Below are 18,958 nucleotides of genomic sequence, written 5' to 3' on the forward strand. Positions count from 1 at the left end.
ACAAAAATGACTTTGCGTTCATAGCCAATATCAAGTATTATGAGTAGAAAAGACAAGATCTGGCTAAAAAGGAGACACAATGCTATGAATGCTTCGAAAAAAAGTCATTGTAAAATCGTCGACTGCACGATCCGCGACGGCGGGCTCGTCAATAACTGGGATTTCAGCGTTGAGTTCGTTCAGCATCTATACAACTCGCTGAATGAAGCTGGCGTCGAGTATATGGAAATCGGGTACAAAAACTCTCCGAAGCTGCTCAAAGGCGCTGAAGATGCGGGGCCATGGCGCTTCCTGGACGACGACTTCCTTCGTAAAGTCATCCCGCAGAAGCTGAATACGAAGCTCTCTGCACTTGTCGATATCGGACGGGTAGATGAGAACGATATTCTTCCACGCGAAGAGAGCATGCTCGATTTGATTCGCGTTGCCTGCTACATTCAAGACGTGCCGAAGGCGCTGGAGCTGGTTAACGTATTCAACTCGCGCGGCTACGAAACAACCTTGAACATTATGGCACTCTCCAACGTAATGGAGAACCAGCTGCTTGAAGCATTCGAATTGATCGAAGCAAGTGTAGTCGACGTCGTGTACGTCGTTGACTCCTATGGCAGCTTGGCGCCGAATGACTTCAATTATTTGGTCAGCAAATTCCAGAAGTACCTGCCAAGCAAACGTCTTGGTGTGCATACGCACAACAATATGCAGCTTGCTTTCGCCAATACGCTTATTTCGGTTGAGAAAGGCGTCGAGTTCCTGGATGCTTCCGTATACGGTATGGGCCGCGCGGCCGGCAACTGCCCAACGGAACTGCTTGTCGCACATCTGAAGAACACGAAGTACAATGTGCGTCCGGTTCTGGATATGATCGAGAAGTACATGATTCCGCTTCGTGAAAAAGAAGAGTGGGGCTATATTATTCCTTATATGATTACAGGCATGTTCGATGAGCATCCTCGTTCCGCAATGGCGCTTCGGAATTCCGATGACAAAGATAAGTCGGTTGATTTCTACGATAAGCTGACTACGCCTGAAGTATTGCACAGCAAATAAGTTCTTCAATAATGAACGAGCTCCCAGACCTTAGCGGTTCGGGAGCTTGTTTGCTAAGGAGGATCGTCGCCGTCGCCGAACTTCATCCGCGCGGATTGTAAGGATAAATAGGCATATTCTCATTGAATTTTCGAAGGGCATCTATTACAATAGAGTCCACTCATGCAAGTGATTGGCGTTACGAACTGTTGAAGGAGTGGATGCGGCTTGAAGAAATCATTAGCGCTAATCATCGAACAATTGGAATCGCGTCAGACCATGCAAGCCCTGTCTCCGAAAGGGGTATGGGATGCTGCACTCGATCAAGAAATAGCCGCTTTGCCTCTAATTACTGTCGGAACTCCGAAATCCGCTCAACCCGCGCTCATTGCGCTCAAGGCCGGCTTGCATCTGCTTAACGAGAGCTTGGACGCGTCGCATGAACAATCCCAAGAGATTGAAGACGACCCGACAGGCTGCTATTGGCATGGTATCATGCACCGGATGGAGGGTGATTACTCCAATGCGAACTACTGGTTCAGCAATGCAGGCGCCCATCCGGCGATGGAGAGCTTGCAGACACGAGTAGCGGATTGGCTGCAGAACAGCGTCGTATTAGGCGATTTGCAGGAAGGCACCATTCGCGATTCGCTGCAGGTAATGAAACGCCAAGTGCGCTGGCAAGCTTCGGCACTCACAGGCATGATTGCGCTTCAAGAGAGCGGGACGATCTCGGAAGAAGCCAGGAGCGCGATTGAATATGTGCAGCATATGGAGCTTATGGAGCTGTTTGCTTATACGCATCAAGCAGCCAAACGTGCTGTAGCCGAATCTTCGATATAAATAAAGCAAAAGCTGTATCCGCCACCTTCGAAAGGAGCGGATACAGCTTTTTTTATCGGAAGCCTGATTTATTCAGAGGTTTGCTCTTTGTATCTTGGGCTATTCCCTTCTTCTTGGGCCTTCGCTGCTTCTGATTGAGAGGTTGCTCTTTGGCGGAAAGGCCACCAGTTGGCTTCACCGAAGAGATTAGCCAAAGCAGGAATGACAAGGCCCATAAAGACAGTCGCATACAGAATCAGACCAATGACGATGCCTGCACCGATCTGCAGGAGCGTATTCACGCCGGACATCATAAGTGCAGCGAACGTGCCGCCCATGATGACCGCTGCGGATATGATAACGCCGCCTGTCGTCGACATCGCTTTCGTCATCGCATACGTAATGCCCCGCGGTCGATATTCTTCCTTGAACCTAGCCATGAGGAAGATGCTGTAATCGACGCCAAGCGCTACGATAATGAGGAAGACGAAGAATGAAGCGCTCCATGACAAGCCTTCCTTGCCGAGCAATTGAACGAATATGAATTCAACAATGCCCATGGTGACCAAGAAGTTAAAGCCAAGGGAGAGCAGTACATAGAGCGGCGCCAGAATGGAGCGCAGCAGAATCATCAGTACGATGAAAATCCCGATCAAGACAAACGCACCTGTTCGCGTAAAGTCATTCTTCGAAATATCCTTGAGCTCCGAAATTTGTGCCGATGTGCCGGATACATACACATGAGCTCCTTCAATGGCACTTCCTTCGAAGCTATGGTTCAGCGCTTCTCTAATCTGATCAACCGTTGTCAGCGCTTCGGGAGAATACGGATTTACCGAGAGGACGATCTCCATCTTGGCGGTTTCCCCGTCGGTGGAAATATAGTAATCGAGCGCTTGCTTCATCTCAGGACTATCCAATGCTTCTTGAGGAAGATTCCAGCCAGGGATCTGACTGTCCCCAATCGTACGCTGTGCATCCTTCACCGAAGTGAGACCCTTCGAGATGTCGCCAAGACCTGCAGCTCCATCCTTCAAGCCGCCGGTAAGCTCTTGAAGTCCGCTTCCGAGCTTCGCTGTACCGTCGGCGGCTTGGGTTTGACCGTCAGCCAGTTGGCCAAGTCCGTCGGCAACTTTATTGACGCCGGGGTTTAGTTGAGTGAAGCTTGCTGACAGCTTAGCTGCCCCGGAATATAGTTCATTTAATCCGCCGGAGAGTCCTTGCTGCTTGCCTAACAATTGCTGCATGGCAGGCTCGTTCTTCAGCTCCGGATATTTCTTCAGCAACGCCTGCAAATCTTGGCTCATGGAGCCGGATACTTCGGCGCTCTGCTTGAGTCCGCCGGATAACTGGCCGGCGCCTTGGGACGCCTGCTGCATGCCGCCGTAGATTTGCTTCAGCCCGCTCTGCGCTTCAGAGGTGCGGGAAGCCATCGTTCGCAAGCCATCTGTCAGGTTCTGAATATCGGCCTGCCCGCTCGCAATTGAGCTGCCGGCGGTAGTTAAGCCGTCTGCTACTTGATCGACGCCATTCTTCATCTGATCAAGCGCATCAGAGGTTCGCGTCAGCTGATTCGAAACCGTTAGGTCCGCCAGCTGTTCGCCGAGCGGTCTTATGGCGCTTCGCACTTCTTTGACGCCGCTTAGCTTCGCTACATTGGCGCTTGCCGTTTCGAGTGCGGCCAGTGCGGCAGGATTGCGCATCGACTCATCCGATCGCAGCGCTACGGAGAGCGGGAAGACTTCACCGGCACCGAAGGCATGCTCCACTTGTCGGAAGCCTTGCACGGAGCCAAGCTGCGGATTGATTTCGGCCAAGTCGTCAAAGGACCGCTTGCCATGGTACAGGAATGTAATTGGCGTAAGCAGCAGAACCGTAACAACCAGAATGGCTACAGGTCTGCGTGCGGCAAGAGCTGCCATCGCTCCCCACAGCTTAGACTCGCCGTGGCCTTGACCGCTTGCAGCCTTGCTCGGCCAGAAGGTAGCTTTACCGAAGAGCATCAACAAGGCAGGCGTTAAGGTAAGTCCTGCAATGAGCGTAACCGCAACGCCGATGGATACGCCAACGGCTGATTGATAAAGGCCGAACTGGGCGAAGCCGATGAGGAAGAACGCAACGAATACGGTACTGGCGGAGAAGGCAACGGTCTTGCCGACGGTCCGCATCGTCCTTACGAGTGCTTCCACTTTGTCACCGTCATGGCTGAGCTCTTCGCGGAAACGCTGGATAAGCAGGATACAATAATCGGTTCCCGCACCGAACAAGACGGCAATCAGGAAGGATTCAGTAAAAGACGAAACCGGCATCCCGTAATCCGTGGCCAGTGCAACGAGCCCGCGTGTGATGACTAAGGAAATGCCGATCGTAATAAGCGGAATGAACGGCGCGACAGGGGAACGGAAAACGAGGAGAAGAATCACGAGTACGAGCGCTACGGTGAGCAGCTCCGTTTTCTTCAATCCTTCCTCAGAGCTCTGTTGAAAATCTTTGCCGATAGGAGCACTTCCCGTGAGCTCCACTTTGCTTCCGCTCGGCGCATCTTTCACTTTAGCTGCGAGTATATCAACCGCTTCTTGGGTGAGCGTATCATTATCCGCACGAGAGAATCCGACGATAAGCAGCTCGGTTGTGCCATCCTTGCTGCGGAATTTCTCCGCCAGCTCCGGCGTTTCATAAGCCGACTGCACCGACTTGAAGCCATCCTTGCCGCTAAGCAGCGCAAGCTCGGCAGCTTTGGCCTTGAGCCAATCGCGGTCCTGTGCGGTCATGCCGCCTTCGCGGGAGTAAACAAGGATTGCGCTGGATTTGGTGGTGGTCTCCGGATTAATCCGTTCCATGAGCTGTTTGGCTACGACGGATTCGGAAGCGGCCGGAATAAATTTCTGCTCGGTTTGACGGACAATGGCCGCAAGATCAGGCAGGGCAAACATGGAGGCCACGGTAATCGCCAGCCAGCCGATTAGGACTGCCCATTTGGCGCGGGCAATACTTCGAATGATACGTTCAGACATTTCAATACCTCCTCGAAACTAAACTAACAGGTTCTCTATGAATAGTTATAGCGCAAGACAAAACCATTCGTCAATAATTTTGAACTAATGGTCATAATTATTTCACACATCAGAATTCGGTATCTTTATTGAATTCGGTTTCATTCGCGATAGATTGAATTGTATGTATAAAGCTAAATTTTATACCGATGGTCAACTCGTATTTACGGAGCTTAAGTGCTATGCTACAATTAGCATTGACTGAACGCGAACAACTTAGATGGAGGATATAGCGATGAACCGCGAGCTCAAGAAAGAACAGACCCGCATTCGAATCAAAGAAGCTGCGCTCTCTTTATTTGCTGAGCTGGGTTACGAGCAGACATCCGTTGAAAGTATTGCCAAGCAAGCCGGCGTTGCGAAAGGCACTTTTTTCAATTATTTCGCTTCCAAGGATGAACTGATCTGCGATTTGCAAGCGATCTTCGCGTTAAACGAGGTGGCGAAGCTCAAAGACAAGCCCGGACCGCTGGTGCCCCGTCTACAGCTGTTGTTATTCCAAATCGTGAAACAATTTGTACTTAGCAAACCACTCACGCGCGCATTATTTCAAGCCATGCTCGGCAGTGCCAAGGCGCTTGATACCCATAACTCGATGCTCACTACGCTTAAAGAAGCCTTGCTGCCGCTTATTGCCGAAGGGCAGGAGAACGGCGAGTTTCGCAGAGACATGCCCGCTGAGATGATGGCTCAGCAAGCCTTTCAAGCTTACTTCGGCACGCTCTTCGTCTGGTCGATGGAAGAGAATGAGGATTCACTCGATAACCGAATGGCCATTACTTTTGAGCTCTTCTTCAAAGGTATTGCCGTGCAGTAACGCCCTTATAACACAAAAAGCAGCTCCGGTTCATTCCTTCCATCGTGGAATGAGAACCGGAGCTGCTTTGTTGTGTGCGAAAGTACTAGTCGTTTCTAGAAACCGTGCAGCTCGCCGTCACCTCGGATAGCCGCAGCCTGATGCTGGACGTTCGGATGGAAATATCCGCCCGCTTGGAACGGTTTGCCGCCGGCTGTTATGCCGGATAAGGATATCCCAATGTCCTCGGATTCATGGAACATGTGAAGGAGCGAGGTTTGAGTCATGCCGTCGATCTCGATGTACCACAGCTTATAGCCGGAGTCCGTGACGACAACCAAATGTGCAGACTTATAAATTAATTTCGTAGTGACATCGTTATAGGTAATGCTCAGCTCTGCTAGTGAGTAAGTTTCCATAAGGCAGCAGCGCTCCTTTCTTCCCCAAAAATATACTTCCCCCGATTGTACTGTCGTGCCAGCGAGAATGCAACAATTCGGAGAGCGATTCCGTCGATGGTAATAAGCCGGCTTTTACATATAATGGTTCGGCTACCAACAGAATCGAGGGGGAATTCGGATGCAACAACGTAAAGGAATAAACAGAGAACATGCACCGGGTAAAGAGAATGTAAGGGGACAAGGAAAGATGAAGACGTCGCTTCTACTGCTCGCGGCATTAACGTTCCTGCTGGCCGGGTGCTCCTCGGCTGACAATCAGAACGACAGCGCGGCGAACACGGATTCTTCAAGCAACAGTTCGAACACGGAAGCAAGGGACAACAGCAGCACAAGCAACCGGGGTGAAGCCACTACCAACTCAAGCAGCAATGACAAAGCCGATTCATCCGTTTCCGAAGAACCTGCTCATGATACGGATGATTCCCCGATCGATAAGGATGAGACAACTCCGCCGGGCAGCCAGTACGACGACTCACAAGCGGGTCAACTGACAGCCGGGGAGTCGGACGATCTTACCTCCTGGAAGGAGTGGATCCGGCTGCTGAATAGCGGCGAGGGCAGAGAGCTGCAATCCTATTGGTCTGTTTTTCCGCAAAATAGATTGGAAGTTGTTGTGACCGGAGGCGGTAAGCCGGTATCCGATGCAGAAGTCAGCCTCGTTGATGACGATGGCGATACGGTGTGGGAGTCACGTACTAATATTGATGGAGAAGCGTCTGCCTACGCGGGATTATTCGATGAGCAGCAGAATCAGGAGAGATATGGGGTTATCATTCGTTCGGGGAATCAAGAGAAGCAGTATGAGAATGTGCAGATCCCAAGAGGTTCCGCGCTGCGCGTTGATCTGAACGAACAGGTGAAGCCGTCGCTTGGTGTTGATCTGATGCTCGTTGTGGATACAACAGGTTCCATGCAGGATGAGCTGGATTTTCTGAAGTCGGAGCTGAAAGACGTCGTCGCCCGCGTCGGCAAGGATAACGGCCAACAGCTTGATATTCAAGTCAGCACCAATTTCTACCGAGATCGCAGCGATAAATATCTGGTCAAAGATTATCCGTTCACGAAGGATATCGATACGGCCGTCAAGCAGATTTCGCAGCAAGATGCTGCAGGCGGAGGCGATTTCCCGGAAGCGGTAGATGAAGCGCTGGAGAATGCCGTCGATGATCATAAATGGAGCGGTGATGCAAGGGCAAGACTGTTGTTTCTCGTGCTTGACGCTCCGCCGCATCATGAACGTAAGGTGACGAAACGCATTCATGAGCTGATGGAATCCGCGGCAGCAGAAGGCATTCGGATCATTCCGATTGCTTCAAGCGGTGTTGATGTACAGACCGAATACTTGATGCGTTTCATGGCCACTGCCACAGGCGGGACTTATTTATTTCTAACGGATCACAGCGGTATCGGGAATGATCACATGGAACCGGCTGTCGGGGAATATGAAGTGAAACGTCTCAATGATTTGCTCGTGGAGGTCATTAGTCGGTACACGTCTGAATAGAACACTTTTTGTCGGAAAATGTTTTAGGAAAGCTTTGTAAAGATGCTGGACAAAAAGGCACGCAATGGTACAAACTAAAGGAGATTACCCTTTAACGGCATTACCTTCCAATTCGTAATTGCAATGTTGAAAATATGAGAAAATTGGTGAATTTTGTGGGTGACGCTGCGGAGCGAACGTTCAGTATCAGGCCACTTGGAGACCGGGCTCTTGTCGTAATTTTGGATGACGAGGGGCAAGAAGGTGAGCGCTGGCTGCTTGCTGCCGGAATGGCGGAATTACTGCGTGAGGCAGGACGGACCTGGTTCGTCGATGTGGTTCCTGCCTACGATACGGTAACCGTCGTCTATGAGGGGTTCAACTATGAACAAACGGCAGCCGATGTGGAACTGATTCTGCTAGGCAGGCAGCATCATAACACTGCTGAACCCAGGCTGGTCGAAATTCCGGTATGCTACGGCGGTCGTTATGGTCCCGATCTGGCGGCGTGCGCCTCGCGTTCAGGCATGACGGAAGCGAGCTTCGTATCCTGCCATGCCTCTGCGGAGTACCGCGTTGCCATGATCGGTTTCATGCCGGGCTTTCCTTATTTAACCGGCTTACCGGATGAGCTCCGTCAACCGCGTCTTGCCATGCCGCGAAGCAGCGTGCCCGCAGGGGCTGTCGGCATTGCCGGCGGGCAGACAGGCATCTATCCGCTATCGACGCCGGGAGGATGGCAGTTGATCGGCCTCACGCCGCTTCGGTTGTTTGATCCGAAGCGAGCGGAGCCCTTTCTGCTGCGCATGGGCGATGTGCTGCGTTTTGTTCCGATTTCCGAGAAGGACCTGAAGGAGCAAGGTGAAGCGCCATGAGTCTGCGAATAATCAAACCGGGCTTACATACAACGGTACAAGATTTGGGACGACCGGGCTGGCGGCGCTTCGGTATTCCCGAAGGCGGCGCGATGGACAGCATCGCGCTGCGGACGGCGAATTTGCTCGTCGGCAATGCGCCTGGAGCTGCGGGGCTTGAGCTAACGCTTAACGGCCCGCAGCTGCTGGCGGAAGAAGCGATGCTGATCGCCGTGTGCGGCGCCGACTTGGCACCGTCGATCGACGGTGAGGCGCTCCCGCTGAGGCGGCCGGTTTGGCTTGACGCCGGAACGGTCGTCAGCTTCGGTCCCGCGGCTAGCGGGTGCCGCGCTTACGTTGCGGCAGCCGGCGGCATTGCCGCCGAGGCGGTGCTCGGCAGCCGCAGCACGGACACGCGTGCCGGCATCGGCGGCATCGCCGGGCGCAAGCTGCAGGGCGGCGACGTGCTGCCGCTCGGCAGCGCCGCGCTTTGGGCGGCCGCGTGGCACGCCGCGCTAGCCGCGCGTGCCGCGGCCGTGCCGCAGGGCCGCCGCCGCAGCTGGGCGGCCCCGGGCTGGTTCGCGCCGCCGCAGGCGCTGCAGCGCGGCAGCGCAAACCCCGCCGGCATCCGGCTGCGCGTGATGCCGGGCGCCGAGTACGGGCAATTCCGCGAAGCGGCCCGTACGGCGTTCATGCGGGAGCGCTATCGCGTAGCTCCCGCATCAGACCGTATGGGGGTCCGCCTAGATGGCCCCCCGCTGCAGATGGAGGACAGCGAAGAACTGCTGTCCCACGGCGTCATCGCCGGCACGATACAGGTGCCGCGCGGCGGCGCGCCGATCATTCTCGGCGCAGACTGCCAGACGACCGGCGGCTATCCGAAGCTAGCGCATGTCATCACGGCCGACTTGCCGCTGCTCGCGCAGTGCAAGCCCGGCGATTACGTCACCTTCGAAGAAGTGACGCTGGCTGAAGCCCAGCACATCGCTAGAGAGCAAGAACGCGGCATGCAGCAGCTCGCCGCCATTCTCGCGATTTGTAAGAAAGCAATGAAATTGAATTTGTGATCATGAAAGGACCGCCAAAAGCCGATATGACTAATATCCACGATTTATCGCAGTCACAACAGGTGATCGATCTGAACTGTGATTTTGGCGAAAGCTATGGCATCTATACGTTTGGCCAAGATTGTGAACTACTCGCACATGTCACTTCAGTGAATATTGCCTGCGGCTTTCATGCCGGAGATCCTCATGCGATGCGTGAAGCCGTATATCGAGCAGCAGACGCCGGTGTGTCAATTGGTGCGCATCCGGGCTTGCCGGACCGACTCGGCTTCGGGCGACGTGAGATGGCGGTCAGCGCACAGGAAATCTATGACATGACGCTCTACCAGATCGGCGCATTAGATGCATTCGTTCGTGCTGCCGGCGCTAGCTTGCGTCACGTGAAGCCGCATGGCGCGCTCTATCATATGGCAGGTCGCAGCGAAGAGCTTGCAGAAGCCTTCGTGCGCGCGGTGAGCGTGTACGACCCATCCCTGATCATTTACGGACAATGGGGAAGCATGCTCCTCGCAGCAGCGCATAAGCAAAACATGCAATCGGCATCTGAGATCTTCGCAGACCGTTCTTATCAAGAGGACGGAACACTTACTCCCCGAAATCAGCAAGGGGCGACGCTCGCCTCCGCTGATGAAGCGCTGCTCCAAACGCTAAGTATCATTACAAGGGGGACAGCAAGGACAATCGAAGGCAAAGAGATCGCTATTCAAGGAGACACGGTTTGTCTCCATGGCGACGGACAGCGCGCAGCAGAATTTGCCGCTGCACTGCGTAAAGGCTTGGAAGCGGCGGGAATCGCGCTTCAGCCGCCGACACCGCGTAGGTAGCTTGCAGCTTTCGAGAAGATACGGCTCTGCTCGTAACATTCAAACATCATCACATGGGCATGCAGGGCAGCATCGGCTTTCTTTGTTGAAGGAGGACATCAAGACAATATGTCTATCAATAGGGCGGAAAAAATTACGATGTGGACGGCCTTTGCCGCCATCATCAGCTTTATACTTATGCAGGTGTTTCATAGCGAACTCTATCGGCCGATTACGGGCCGGGCGTACTTGTTTGTGCATTCCGGCATCGAATTTAATACATATGCAGTGAGCTTCACCATGCTGGTGTTAGGCTGGTTGTTTTTCGTCAAATCGTTGTCGAAGCATCGGCTCTATACGGCGGCATTATTCGGCGCTGTCGGCGTGTTCGACATGCTTCACGGACTTACAGCGGAAGGAATGCCGTTCTTCCATCCCGTTGGGGAAACCAACTTATCCGCCCTGTTCTCCATGTCTGCCCAGTTCATCGGTTCTGTCGGGTTGTTTCTCATCTTCCGCAAGAATGATGCACCGGTTTCGGCAAGGAAACGGCTTCCGGCTGTGTTACTGTCACTTGGTTTTGCGACTGTGGTCGCGCTGGTCTACTTTGCATTGGTTGATCGTGCCCACATTACAGTGCTCACGGGCGAAACGCTTGAATTGGTGCGAGTACTTGTTTATTTCGTTATTATTTTCTCCTACTTGAGTACGATCGGCATGGTGCTTTACTTAAATCGCAATGAGCGGCCTCAAGCGCTGCTAACCATTATCCAATCGCTTGTTTTCTTCTTGTTTGCCAATCTGCAGTTCATCTTAAGCTCCGGTGGCGTTGACACCGATATGCTCCTCGGGCATGTGTATAAGCTGGCCGGCTTCTACTTCCTGATGAAAGGGATCTATTACGTCACGCTGGATGAGCCGTTCAAACAATATAAACGGACGGAATCACGCATCCATTTCTTGGCTTACCACGATGAGCTAACCGGATTGTCCAATCGGCGCCAGCTGCAAGAGCAGCTAAGCGCGGAGCTGGTGCGCGCGCAGCAGAGCAACCATAAACTCGCTGTTTTTCTACTGGATATTGATAGGTTCAAGACCTTTAATGATGCGCTTGGTCATTCCTTTGGCGATCAAATGCTGCAGGCTGTTTCCCAGCGGCTGAGGCTGGCAGTGGGCCCGTCGAATCATGTGTTCCGCATGGGAGGGGACGAGTTTGTCGTCTTAATGGCGGACATTAAGGATGCGGAGACCGAACAGGTAGAAACAAAAGCCAAAGCGCTCATGGGGCTCTTCGATGCACCGTTTGTGCTGGGCGAAGCGGAATATCATATTACGATCAGTCTCGGGATTTCCTTCTATCCGCAGGACGGAGAGAGCGTTGAGGTGCTGCTCAAGAACGCAGATACGGCCATGTACAGCGCCAAAGCACATCGCAATGAATTCTCCAGCTACGATCCGGAGATGAACTGTAAATCGCATGATCGTTTGAGGCTGGAGAGCGATCTGCGCCGTGCGATCGAGCAGGAGCAGTTCACGCTGGCTTATCAGCCGCTCGTTAATTTAAGCACGGGCAAAGTAATTGGAGTCGAGGCGTTAGTGCGCTGGAATCATCCACAGCGGGGATTACTGCCGCCGGGTGATTTTATCCCGATCACGGAAGAGAATGGACTTATTCTGCAGCTCGGCGAATGGGTGCTCAAGGCCGCCTGCAAACAGAACGTCGCTTGGCAGGAAGCCGGCTTGCCGCCGATGATGATGTCCGTGAACTTGTCGATGCGGCAGTTTAGACAGCATCAGCTGGCGGAACGCATTAAGGGCATATTGGATGCAACGGGCATGCCGCCGAAATATCTGGAGCTGGAGATTACGGAGAGTATGACCAGCGACGTGGAGTTCGCCAGCGATACGCTGACCAGCTTGAAGGAGATAGGCGTACAGATCAGTATCGATGATTTCGGTACGGGCTACAGCTCGCTGATCTCGCTTAAACGGTTCCCGATTGATAAGCTGAAGATCGACCGCTCATTCGTCAGCGACTTGGCGAAAGGCGGCAGCGATGCGGCGATAGTCGCAACCATTACAACGATGGCTAGAAACTTGAAGCTTAAAGTAACGGCCGAAGGCGTAGAGAACGACGAACAGATTAAGTTTCTGCGTGAACGTAACTGCGAGGAAGCGCAAGGCTTCTACTTCACCAAGCCGATTCCGGCGAACTTGTTCGAGAACTGGTACAGGCATCGCAATAGTCAATTGGCTTAGGCTCTTAAGAGGCTTAAGAGGAGTGTTTACATATGGAACAACTCACAACCGTGTTTATCTATGGCTCGCTCTTGCCGGGCCATAGCAATCATCATGTCTGTGCCGGATTCATTCAATCTGCTGCACCCGGTGTCATTCTTGGGAGGCTGGTTGATTACGGACCTTACCCGGCGCTGCTGCGGGATGCCGCAGCTTACACAAGTGGTGCCCGTGTTCGTGGAATGTGGATTGTCGTGAATGAGCAAGGTTTGAAACGTATGGATGATCTGGAGCAATTCGTGGGGATCGAAGAGGTAAACGATTACGATCGGATCTGGGTAACCGACAACCATCAGCCGGAGCAAAGCGGGTGGGTTTATGTATGGGATACGCCGAGAGGCTGCCCGCCCATCGCGGAAGATTATTGGCCTGACTTCTACGCCCGCAAGCGGGGCTGACATGCAGATGCGATTACTCGTTCGTTGAGGGAATTGACATCGATATACGTAAGGATAAATTTCGCTCAGTCGCCTTGCTGAGCGTTTTTGCGTTGTTGAACGTATGGATAATTCCGAAGGCGAGCAACAAGCAGGCCATCGTAAAGACGATAACGCGTTTTACTTTGTGAATGACAGCCGTTCCGTCATCACGGTGAATTCGCCTGCGTCTGATCGATTGGCGCCAGATAAGCAGTAATGGTGCAGCGAGGATAATGAGTCCGACGGTAATCATCTGCTTCCGGTAAGCCATGCCAAGAGGGAATACGTTAATGGAAGCATACAGGAACGCTTCGATGACCAGCACTTGAATGGGGACGACTAAAGCGACTTCAGACGCCGCACGGCGCTTTGTACGGCTCACGACATCATCCGGGTGCTTCACGGTAAGCCGAGCCAGATTAAGCAGTCTAGAAACGGAATAGAAGGCGATGGCTGCAGTTGGCAGCATAATGAGCGCGAAGAACATGAGCGCATTATCGAGCACAAACCAGTTGCGGTAAGAATACGTCGCGATCAGCATGATCATCTTGGCCAAAGCCAGAAGTATCATTGAGCTGAGCAGGGCAAGCGTAAGGATGGCAGTGCGTCGCAGACTGTGAGTCGTACGCCGGAAGGCCATGCTGCCGGTTGTGAGCCCCGCAAAGAGAGACAATAAGAGTAATAGAACAGCCATCGCAGCATTGATGACGTAAACTTGTGTGGACATATTCGGTTTCCCCCATTTCCACGGAATGAACTAGTATTAGTTTACTTGGAAGCACTATGGTTCAAGAACGGGCGCAAGTCCAGTGCTGAAACTGGACTTAGGTCGTAGATTTAGGTTTAAGGTGTATCTCTCGTATCTCCTCTAAGCATTACACTTTGCGTTTGCGATATTGGGAGGGAGACACGCCATAGTAGGCGGTAAACTGTTTCGTAAAATGATGAATAGAGGCATATCCCAAATCCTCTGCGATCGCCGTAATGGATCGATTGCTCTCCCAAAGTGCGGCTGCTGCTTGTTTCATGACAGCGCGGCTCCAATAGGCTTTTGGAGAGATGCCCGCGGTTTGCTTGAAGAGCGAATGGAATCTCGTTTTCTGAAGCCCGCTTTGTGCCAGCCAGCTCGTATAATTCGATCCTGCATGCGCTTCTTTATCGATGCGGTGCATAATCGTTTTCATTCGGTAGTCACTGTGCCAGCTTTCCCCGGCAATCTGGATGAACTCCAGCATAAACGCTTTGAGCAGGCTATGTGCGATCGTATCGCCGAGTGTGCGCTGCTGTTGATGATGCTTCACAATATGGGGAAACAAATCCATCAAGATGGTATGGTGCTGCAAATGAAAGAGATGCGGCATTGTATCCAGAACGGTGTTTTCCTGTACGGCTGTTAACAACTCTGGCAGTAAATCCGACGGATGCCAATACAAGTGATGCTCAGTTGACCGCGGCTCCTCATTCCATAGCTCGAAATAGAGATTATAAGTTGCTAAACGATTCTCATGGTCCGTGTAGAAGGAATGCATCAGCTGAGGCGGCAGGAAGATCAAATCGCCCCTCTTCAGCGGATAGACCTGCCCGTTAACCGTAATACTTCCTCTGCCGCCATCAACGAGATGAAAGGCATAACAGTATCCGAAGCGGCCATATTCGAACTCGTTTCGCTCATAAGGGAATTGGTAGTGATGCCCGACGCGGATGAATGGCATTATCTCGCTAATAGGCTGCTGTGTAGCTGCATCCACCCTCAATTCACTCCCCGCCGCATGTCCCGCCTTATTCCTATTGTATCATGAAGCGTGCAGATCCTGAACTCTGCCGAGCATGAAAAAAAAGCCCAAGCCTCTCGAGTGGAGAGGGCTTGAGCCCTTTTGAAGTATAAGATGGTTCACCTTATATTAAACTTACAGGTCGCCCCAGTTAAGGTTGGACGATTTGCTGTAGTTGGTTACTTTCTGCTCGAAGAAATCGGTTTTCATCCCGTTCATATTGCTGAAGCTTTCCACCCATTTCATCGGATGCTCGACGATTTCCGGATACAGAATATCGAGATTCAGCTTGCGCAGACGTTCATTGGATAGAAACTTAATGTATTTCTCGATGATTTCATCAGTGAGGCCCGGAATGGTGTTGTTCGTAATATATTGACCCCATTCGATTTCATGCTCAACAGCTGTACGCATCATTTGGCGAAGCTCTTCGATGAGAACCGGCGTGAACAGCTCCGGATTTTCTTTTCGCACTTCACGGAAGATACCTTGGAACAACGCTAAGTGAGTCAATTCATCGCGCTGGATATATTTGATCTCAGAGACGGTACCGAGCATTTTGCCTTGGCGGCCAAGCGCATAGAAGAAGCTGAATCCGCTGTAGAAGTAGATCCCTTCAAGGATGTAGTTCGCCATAATGGTCTTGATAAGATTTTGCGACGATGGATTAGCAATGAAGTTCTCGTACAGGTCGGTGATGAACCGATTCCGCTTCAAGAGGTTCTTGTCCTCGCGCCACAGGTTATAAATTTGATCGCGTACTTCCGGAGAAACCACGCTGTCTAGAATATAGGAATAGGATTGGCTGTGAACGGCTTCTTGGAACGTATGAACCGTTAAGCACAGGTTTACCTCAGGTGCAGTAATATATTCGTTGACGTTCGGCAGATTTGCCGTTTGAAGCGAATCCAAGAAGATGAGGAAGCTGATAATTTTATCGTAGCTGTTACGCTCGGAGAGCGACAGGTTTCTGTAATCTTTGGCATCCTGAGCAAGAGGAATCTCTTCCGGAATCCAGAAGTTATTCATCATCGTACGGTACATCTTCGTTGCCCAGTCATATTTCACGTTGTTAAGCTCAATCAGATTGGTCGTATTGCCGCCAATCATGCGACGCTTGCCCCAATCGCGGTCGCCTTCTTCATTGAACAATTTTTTCTTTTGCAGATCCATTAAATGGGCTGCCTCCCTCTATTCGTTCCTAAAAATAAGCTGCAGTGGTCTTAAGATTACGTTGAAAAGTGGCCCGGAGGGCAGTATGGAGTCGGAAAAGTGTCAACGTTCGCCTAGGCTGAATGACTGGCGTAGCTTCTGTCACGTCAATCATTCAGCCTTTGTAGCCCGGATTTCTACCTCTAAATCATTTATAAATTCAAAGAAATCCGGTCTACAACAGCGATTGGAGACCCATACTGACCGCAGGGACACCTTTTTTCAACGATTCCTTAAGAGCTGCAGCTTACGCAATCTTCAACTTCCAAGCTCTTGTTGCGGCAATAGTAAACGGTTTTGAGGCCGTTCTCCCATGCTGCCATGTACAGTTCCATAAATTCCTTCGCCGTGTATTCCGGCGTGATGTACAAGTTAAACGATTGCGCTTGATCGATATGGCGCTGACGGCGGCCCGCTGCGCGGATGCTCCAGCGCTGATCGATGTGATGCGCTTCTTTGTAGAACCAGAACGTTTCTTCGTTCAGGTTAGGCGCTGTTTGCGGAATGACCGCATTCTTCTTCTCTTCAACGAAGAACTTGTTGAAGATCGGGTCAATACCTGCAGTAGAACCGGCGATCAAGGAAGTGGAGGCTGTAGGTGCAATCGCGAACATCCATGCGTTACGGACGCCGTTCTCAGCTACATCCTTCTTCAGTTTCTGCCAGTGCGGCGCATCATAACCGCGGGATTCGAAAAATTCTCCCGTATGCCATTCACTGCCTTCAAATACGCGGTAAGCGCCTTTTTCCTTGGCGATTTCCATCGATGCTTTGATTGCGCAGTAGTTGATCCACTCATACAGCTCATCGGCACGATCCAAATGCTCTTCGGATTCCCATGCAATGCTGTTAAGAGCAAGCCATTGATGGTAACCGCTCGTACCAAGTCCAACCGCACGGTATTTCTGGTTCGTAATTTCCGCTTGCGGGATCGGGTAATGGTTAAGGTCGATAACATTATCCATCATCCGCATTTGGCAGGTGACAACCTCTTCGATTTCCTCTTTCGTTCTGGAACGGCCAAGGTTAAGGGAAGAGAGGTTACAAACGACATAGTCGCCGCTTTTCACTTGTGTTGTAATAACGCCGTCTTCATGAGTTGTCGTGATATATTCAGTCGGGCTCATGTTCTGGCAAATTTCCGTACAAAGGTTAGAACAATAAATGATGCCTTTATGTTTATTCGGGTTCGCGCGGTTTACCGTATCGCGGTAGAACACGAAAGGTGTGCCTGTTTCAAAGGAGCTTGCAAGAATTTTCTTCATGATATCGATAGCCGGTACTTCGTCACGGGAAAGCGCAGGGTTGTTCACGCACTCTTCATAACGACGTTCCCACTCTTCGCCCCATGAATCCTCAAGTGCCCAGCCCATGTAGCTGCGTACTTCGTGAGGATCGAACAGGAACCACGAGTCACGCTCTTGTACTTTGCGCATGAACAAGTCAGGGATGCAGACACCAGGGAAGATGTCATGTGCTTTCATCCGGTCATCGCCGTTGTTGGTTTTAAGATTAAGGAAGTCGAAAATATCCTTATGCCATACGTCAAGGTAAACCGCGACTGCGCCGGAACGAACGCCGAGCTGGTCGACGGCAACCGCCGTGTTGTTGTAGTTCTTGATCCAAGGGACTACGCCGCCGGCAACGCCTTTGTATCCGCGGATGTTGGAGCCGCGGCTACGCACTTTACCGATGTAGATACCCATGCCGCCGCCGAATTTAGATACTTGCGCGAAGCTGGAGTCTACGTTGTAAATGCCCCACAGGTTATCAGGCACGGTATCGATGAAGCAGCTGGAAAGCTGGTGGAACGGTTTGCGTGCATTGGCAAGAGTAGGTGTGGCAACCGTCATTTGAAGACGGCTGAGCACATCGTAGAACTTGCGCGCCCAAGCGAGCTTGTCATCTTCTTTCATAGCGAGATGCATCGCTACGCCCATGAACAATTCTTGCGGAAGCTCAAGCACGTCGCCGCTGAAGCTCTTGATCAAGTAGCGGTCTGCAAGTGTTTTGAGGCCGATGTAGTTGAACAGGTAGTCGCGTTCAGGCACGATGTAATTGCCGAGCTCACGGATTTCATCACGGGTGTAATACTCTAATATGTAGCTCCCGTAAAGCCCTTTGTCTGTCAAATACGTAATCAGCGAGTAGAAGTCTCCATAGCCGAAATAGCCGTATTTGCGATTGATTGCAGATTCTTTATAAAGATCGTACACAAGAAGTTTGGCTGCAACGTACTGCCAGTTCGGCTGTTCGATGCTTGTTTTTTCTACCGCAACCTGTGTGAGTGTACGCTGAATTTCTTTGGTTGTAATGTTGTTGCGGAAATAAGGAAGCAAAGCAGTTTCCAGCTCAAGCGGATCGCAGTCGTTATAGCCGACACACGAGAAATCAATAACCTTCTTAAGCTTTGAAAAGATCAATTCTTCTTTCTGACCGTTCCTCTTAATAATATCCACGAGCAGAGCCACTCCTTGTCGAAGGATGTCGTCTGACAACCTCTAATACACAATATGTTGTTAGTACTTCCCTAAATTACACCAATATATAGTGGCTGTCAAGTTATACTATTCGACATCAGACCATACCGTTACACCTGTTTTGAGGGGGTGAAAAGCCCATGAAAACGTACAGCTGCGGCATTTTTTATCGATCGGGACAGCTAGTTCTATAAACGTAGCTAATATAAAAAAGTGAGTACTATATCAATTGCGGAAACTAATTATAGCACTAACTTTAGTAGTCGTGTGGTGACAATAATAGGGATAAAGGCAAGCTGCTTCTAACCGTGTAAGATGTTCAAACAACGTTTGGATTTATCGTTGGTGTTCGACCATCAGCTTTAGTACACTTATTCTGAGTTTATTGTTCAATAATAAGGAGAGGACG

The 18,958-nt window shown here is 51.4% G+C and carries 15 protein-coding genes; 9 read left to right on the forward strand and 6 right to left on the reverse strand.

Annotated elements, in window-relative coordinates:
- The first annotated feature begins 84 nt into the window (after positions 1-84).
- Both AC0YN4_RS09755 and AC0YN4_RS09760 read left to right on the forward strand, forming a co-directional pair.
- Positions 85-1,050 (forward strand): aldolase catalytic domain-containing protein, encoded by a 966-nt coding sequence (locus AC0YN4_RS09755; protein WP_475781275.1) that lies wholly within the window; start codon positions 85-87, stop codon positions 1,048-1,050.
- 207 nt (positions 1,051-1,257) lie between these two features.
- On the forward strand, positions 1,258-1,872 hold the full coding sequence (locus AC0YN4_RS09760) for a hypothetical protein (protein WP_475781276.1): 615 nt from the start codon (positions 1,258-1,260) through the stop codon (positions 1,870-1,872).
- 68 nt (positions 1,873-1,940) lie between these two features.
- Here AC0YN4_RS09760 and AC0YN4_RS09765 read toward each other — a convergent pair whose 3' ends face one another.
- Positions 1,941-4,865 carry an MMPL family transporter gene (locus tag AC0YN4_RS09765; protein ID WP_475835699.1) on the reverse strand — a complete coding sequence of 975 codons (2,925 nt, stop codon included), beginning with the start codon at positions 4,863-4,865 and terminating at the stop codon, positions 1,941-1,943.
- A 274-nt stretch (positions 4,866-5,139) separates the two neighbouring features.
- On the opposite strand from AC0YN4_RS09765, the gene AC0YN4_RS09770 reads away from it, so the two are divergent.
- A complete protein-coding gene (locus AC0YN4_RS09770; RefSeq protein ID WP_475781278.1) occupies positions 5,140-5,721 on the forward strand; it encodes a TetR/AcrR family transcriptional regulator in 582 nt (193 codons plus the stop codon).
- A gap of 95 nt (positions 5,722-5,816) precedes the next feature.
- Here the strand turns inward: AC0YN4_RS09770 and AC0YN4_RS09775 are convergent, their stop codons facing one another.
- Entirely contained in the window at positions 5,817-6,119 is a 303-nt protein-coding gene (locus AC0YN4_RS09775) for a hypothetical protein (RefSeq protein ID WP_475781279.1), read from the reverse strand.
- 160 nt (positions 6,120-6,279) lie between these two features.
- Between AC0YN4_RS09775 and AC0YN4_RS09780 the strand changes: the two genes are divergently transcribed.
- The 6 genes from AC0YN4_RS09780 to AC0YN4_RS09805 all read left to right on the forward strand — a co-directional run bounded on the left by AC0YN4_RS09780 (position 6,280) and on the right by AC0YN4_RS09805 (position 13,064).
- Positions 6,280-7,665 carry a VWA domain-containing protein gene (locus tag AC0YN4_RS09780; RefSeq protein WP_475781280.1) on the forward strand — a complete coding sequence of 462 codons (1,386 nt, stop codon included), beginning with the start codon at positions 6,280-6,282 and terminating at the stop codon, positions 7,663-7,665.
- A 134-nt stretch (positions 7,666-7,799) separates the two neighbouring features.
- Positions 7,800-8,519, forward strand: coding sequence for a 5-oxoprolinase subunit PxpB (gene pxpB, locus AC0YN4_RS09785; RefSeq protein ID WP_475835700.1), 720 nt, complete (start codon positions 7,800-7,802; stop codon positions 8,517-8,519).
- Positions 8,516-9,565, forward strand: coding sequence for a 5-oxoprolinase subunit C family protein (locus AC0YN4_RS09790; RefSeq protein ID WP_475835701.1), 1,050 nt, complete (start codon positions 8,516-8,518; stop codon positions 9,563-9,565). Before pxpB ends, AC0YN4_RS09790 begins: the two co-directional genes overlap by 4 nt.
- A 2-nt stretch (positions 9,566-9,567) precedes the next feature.
- On the forward strand, positions 9,568-10,389 hold the full coding sequence (locus tag AC0YN4_RS09795; protein WP_475781283.1) for a LamB/YcsF family protein: 822 nt from the start codon (positions 9,568-9,570) through the stop codon (positions 10,387-10,389).
- A gap of 108 nt (positions 10,390-10,497) precedes the next feature.
- Positions 10,498-12,627, forward strand: coding sequence for a putative bifunctional diguanylate cyclase/phosphodiesterase (locus AC0YN4_RS09800; RefSeq protein WP_475835702.1), 2,130 nt, complete (start codon positions 10,498-10,500; stop codon positions 12,625-12,627).
- 32 nt (positions 12,628-12,659) lie between these two features.
- A complete protein-coding gene (locus AC0YN4_RS09805) occupies positions 12,660-13,064 on the forward strand; it encodes a gamma-glutamylcyclotransferase family protein (protein ID WP_475781285.1) in 405 nt (134 codons plus the stop codon).
- A 13-nt stretch (positions 13,065-13,077) separates the two neighbouring features.
- On the opposite strand, the gene AC0YN4_RS09810 is transcribed toward AC0YN4_RS09805, so the two are convergent.
- From AC0YN4_RS09810 to AC0YN4_RS09825, 4 genes are all read right to left on the reverse strand, one after another.
- Positions 13,078-13,812: a hypothetical protein gene (locus tag AC0YN4_RS09810; protein ID WP_475781286.1), complete on the reverse strand. Its 735-nt coding sequence runs from the start codon at positions 13,810-13,812 to the stop codon at positions 13,078-13,080.
- A gap of 148 nt (positions 13,813-13,960) precedes the next feature.
- Entirely contained in the window at positions 13,961-14,833 is an 873-nt protein-coding gene (locus AC0YN4_RS09815) for an AraC family transcriptional regulator (protein WP_475781287.1), read from the reverse strand.
- Between the two features lie 159 nt (positions 14,834-14,992).
- A complete protein-coding gene (locus AC0YN4_RS09820) occupies positions 14,993-16,030 on the reverse strand; it encodes a ribonucleotide-diphosphate reductase subunit beta (RefSeq protein ID WP_475781288.1) in 1,038 nt (345 codons plus the stop codon).
- A gap of 272 nt (positions 16,031-16,302) precedes the next feature.
- Positions 16,303-18,528: a ribonucleoside-diphosphate reductase subunit alpha gene (locus AC0YN4_RS09825; RefSeq protein WP_475835703.1), complete on the reverse strand. Its 2,226-nt coding sequence runs from the start codon at positions 18,526-18,528 to the stop codon at positions 16,303-16,305.
- Positions 18,529-18,958 lie beyond the last annotated feature (430 nt).

This window comes from Paenibacillus sp. J22R3 (genome assembly GCF_056269305.1).